Source organism: Rhizobium sp. P2_G2 (assembly GCF_056403555.1).
On sequence record NZ_JBFUFF010000229.1, the window covers coordinates 1 to 3,220 of the forward strand.

At 57.0% G+C, this 3,220-nt stretch carries 3 protein-coding genes; 2 read left to right on the forward strand and 1 reads right to left on the reverse strand.

Features of this window, described 5'->3' with window-relative positions:
• Both AC1D06_RS42235 and AC1D06_RS42240 read left to right on the forward strand, forming a co-directional pair.
• Positions 1–1,064 (forward strand): M81 family metallopeptidase (locus AC1D06_RS42235; RefSeq protein ID WP_477991499.1); only part of this gene is annotated, 1,064 nt, incomplete at its 5' end.
• Positions 1,065–1,339: 275 nt separating this feature from the next.
• Positions 1,340–2,719, forward strand: coding sequence for a hypothetical protein (locus AC1D06_RS42240; protein ID WP_477991501.1), 1,380 nt, complete (start codon positions 1,340–1,342; stop codon positions 2,717–2,719).
• Positions 2,720–2,863: 144 nt separating this feature from the next.
• On the opposite strand, the gene AC1D06_RS42245 is transcribed toward AC1D06_RS42240, so the two are convergent.
• The coding region (locus tag AC1D06_RS42245) for a WG repeat-containing protein (RefSeq protein WP_477991502.1) at positions 2,864–3,220 on the reverse strand (357 nt) is incomplete at its 5' end.

A 3,220-nucleotide genomic window follows, 5' to 3' on the forward strand; every position in this document is an offset into this window, starting at 1 on the left:
GCTATGACCTCCACGGCAACGTCAGCCAGACGATCGTCGATCAGCTTGATATCTTCGCAGCCTATCGCACTGCGCCGCACGTCGATGTCCGTGAAACCATGGTGCGCGCTTGGTCAATGCTTGTTAGGGCGCTGAAAAGCGGGACGCGACCGGGGATCGCTTGGGCGCCGGTCCCCGTGCTGTTGCCGGGGGAACGAACCTCGACCGAGGACGAACCGGCAAGAACCCTTTACCGCAGGCTTGTAGATTGCGATCGACGCAAGGGCATTCTCGACGCCAATTTGATGGTCGGCTATGTCTGGGCGGATGAGCCGCGTGCGACGGCGTGTGCCGTAGTAACGGGGACCGACAAGGCCGAAGCTGCGAGGGTCGCCGAAGAGATTGCGTTTTCTTATTGGAATGCCCGCAGCGATTTCCGTTTCGGCCCAGTGACCGGACCGCTTGAAGAGATGCTCGATATCGCTGCCAGCACACGAACTGCTCCGGTCATCGTGGCGGACTCCGCCGACAATCCAACCGGCGGCGGCGTAGGTGATCGCGCCGACGTCCTTCGGGCCGTGCTGGCCCGCAAATTCGGCAATGCGCTGTTTGCCGGCATCACGGACCGGCCAGCGGTTGAGATCTGCTTTGCCGCCGGTCGAGGTGCAACGGTGTCTTTGTCGATCGGCGGCAGTCTCGATCCAGCAAGCGTGCCAGTTCGTCTAGAAACCGAGGTGCTTCGCCTCGACGATCCGGGGCCTCCGGCCGAACGTCAAGCAGTCATCCGGGCCGGCGGCGCGACCATCGTTCTTGCCGCTCGCAGGCGCCCCTATCATGATCTCGCTGACTTCACGCGGCTCGGCCTCGACCCCCGCTCGGTGCGCCTGCTTGTCGTCAAGTCCGGCTATCTTTCGCCGGAACTTGCCCCTATTGCCAATCCGAACCTCATGGCGCTGACTGCCGGTGTCGTCAGCCAGGATATTGAAGGTCTGACAAGCCGGCGCCGGATGCGGCCCGTCTTCCCCTTCGACACGAATTTCGACTATCAGCCGCGAGCCTGTTTTTCAGCGTGCTGGCGAGGCTGACGGAAACATTTCGGGGCGCCGATCAGATTCCTGACCGGCATGACGAACATGAAGCCATGGGGATAAAAAAAGCGGCCATCTGTCGTCGCGGTTGGACTGGTGTCGGAGAGCTTGGTCGCGCGGTCCAGGGTCGAAACTAGATGGCGTTGATTTGTGGGTGGACTTATTTGAACCATTGAGTTGAATTGCGCGTGGGACGAAAGTGAGCACTCTCGGCTGTGACACGCTGCGGCTCGGTTGTCTTAGCGCAGACCAAAGGCATTCAAGAGGGCACTTTGCGTATCTTTAAGATTTCGGTTCTTGTCACAGGTCTCATGCTTTTTGCCATTGCGCAGTCCGCGTCAGCAGACCTGGAAGCAGTCGATACAAAGAATGTGATAACGGCCCTTAGGGCGGCCATCCAAGAGGACCAGTTAGCACTTGCCGCATGTAATCGTCAGAAAAATCCGAATACGTGCGCCACGCTTAATTCGAAGCTGGGTCATGAGCATTTCCGGCTGGCGACCCTCACGCGAGAAATTGGTTTATTTGAGAAGTCCGTTGCAGACTTCGATGCTGCGCTCGAAGTGTGGACAAAGAAAACCGATGGCGAACTTTGGGGCATGACCCAACTCAGCCGCGCCGACGCCCTAATGGCCGTCGGTGAAAACAGGACTGAAGCCCATCATCTGGAAATGGCGGTCGAGGCTTATCACGCTGCGCTTGAGATATTTACTCCGACACGGCATGCCCGTCAGTACGCGGGTGCGCAGAACGATTTGGCAGAAACGCTGTTTGAGCTTGGGGTAATGGAACATACGCCAAGGCGGCTTCAGGAAGGGATCGTCTCGGCAAAAGCAGCGCTTGACACCTGGCAGCGTGTACAAGACCGAAGAAACTGGGTCATCACGCGAGCTGTTCTTGCGGCATCATACTTCTCTTTGGGAAATCTCACCAAGAACGACGAATATGTGCGTCAAGCTGTCGACATAGAACGCGCTGTGCTGGAAGTGCGTGACATCAAATTTGAAGCGCGTCAGTATGTCAGTTGGGCAGCAACGCTCGGCGAGGCCCTGACCGAGCTTGGAGTCCGTGAGCGAGATGTAAAGAAGCTCGACGAGGCCGCCGAGGTTCTTCGCCATGGGCTGACAAGGAACCTGCCTGATGGCGTCACCCCGTCGATGCAGTTTAATGCTGCGCTACGAACACAATTGCAGGCCGATCTTGGGCTGGCTTTAGAAGAGCAAGCAATCATTGGCGTCAAGCCTCAACTTCTTTACGATTCGGTGGCGGCCTATGAGGCGAGCCTTCATGACTGGCCGCCGATAATTGACACAGACAGATGGGCTTTGACCCAGGCGTCGTACGCCGATGCACTTCTGAAGCTCGCGGTGATATATCGACTCCCAGACCGCTTCCTGGCCGCCAATGCCGCATTTCGCGCCGCGTTGGGAGTCTTTTCGCCCGGGCATCTTCCGCAATATTATGTCCGCGCGAACAGTCAGCTTGGTACATCACTTCTGCAGCTTGCAATCGCAACTCATAAAAAGGAATACGCCGAGCAAAGTCTGCTGGCATTAAATGCCGCTTTGTCGGTCAGGCAAGGCGATCCGCAACTCCAATTTTTGATCGTTCGTGCGAAAGCAGAAGTGATCAAACTTCAGACGGTACCCTAAACAGACCTCAGGCGGCCTGTGGCTGTCCATCCGCACGGCGAGACTACCGCCGGACTTGATTGACAGTGTAGACGTTGGGCGGCAGCGTGGTCATTGAAACAGCCAGGATTATGTTCGGAGACAGGATTTGCCTGAGGTCTCTCCCTAGAACGACGTCGAAATGCCGTGCCCAACAATTCGTGGCGGCTCTTTCCTCAGGCCAAGCCCATATTCGAGGTTGGCTTGCATCCACAAAACGCCGCTTTCGTAGTAGTCGTCGGAAAGCTTCTCCGGGCCTGCATCAAACACTCGATTGGCAATCCAGTTGGTCACGCACGGCACGTTTTCGCGAATTCTTTGATAGCGGTCTATCGCGCACCAGGCTTTCTTCTCGTCGACTGGAACCCAGGCCAGACCATTCTCAAAACAGCTTATTGCCCGGTAGCGAGGTTCGACTATCGTTTTTCCTTCAGCGTCCGCGAGGCCCCACACAGTTTGGCCATTCACTTCTTTGCCGATGAT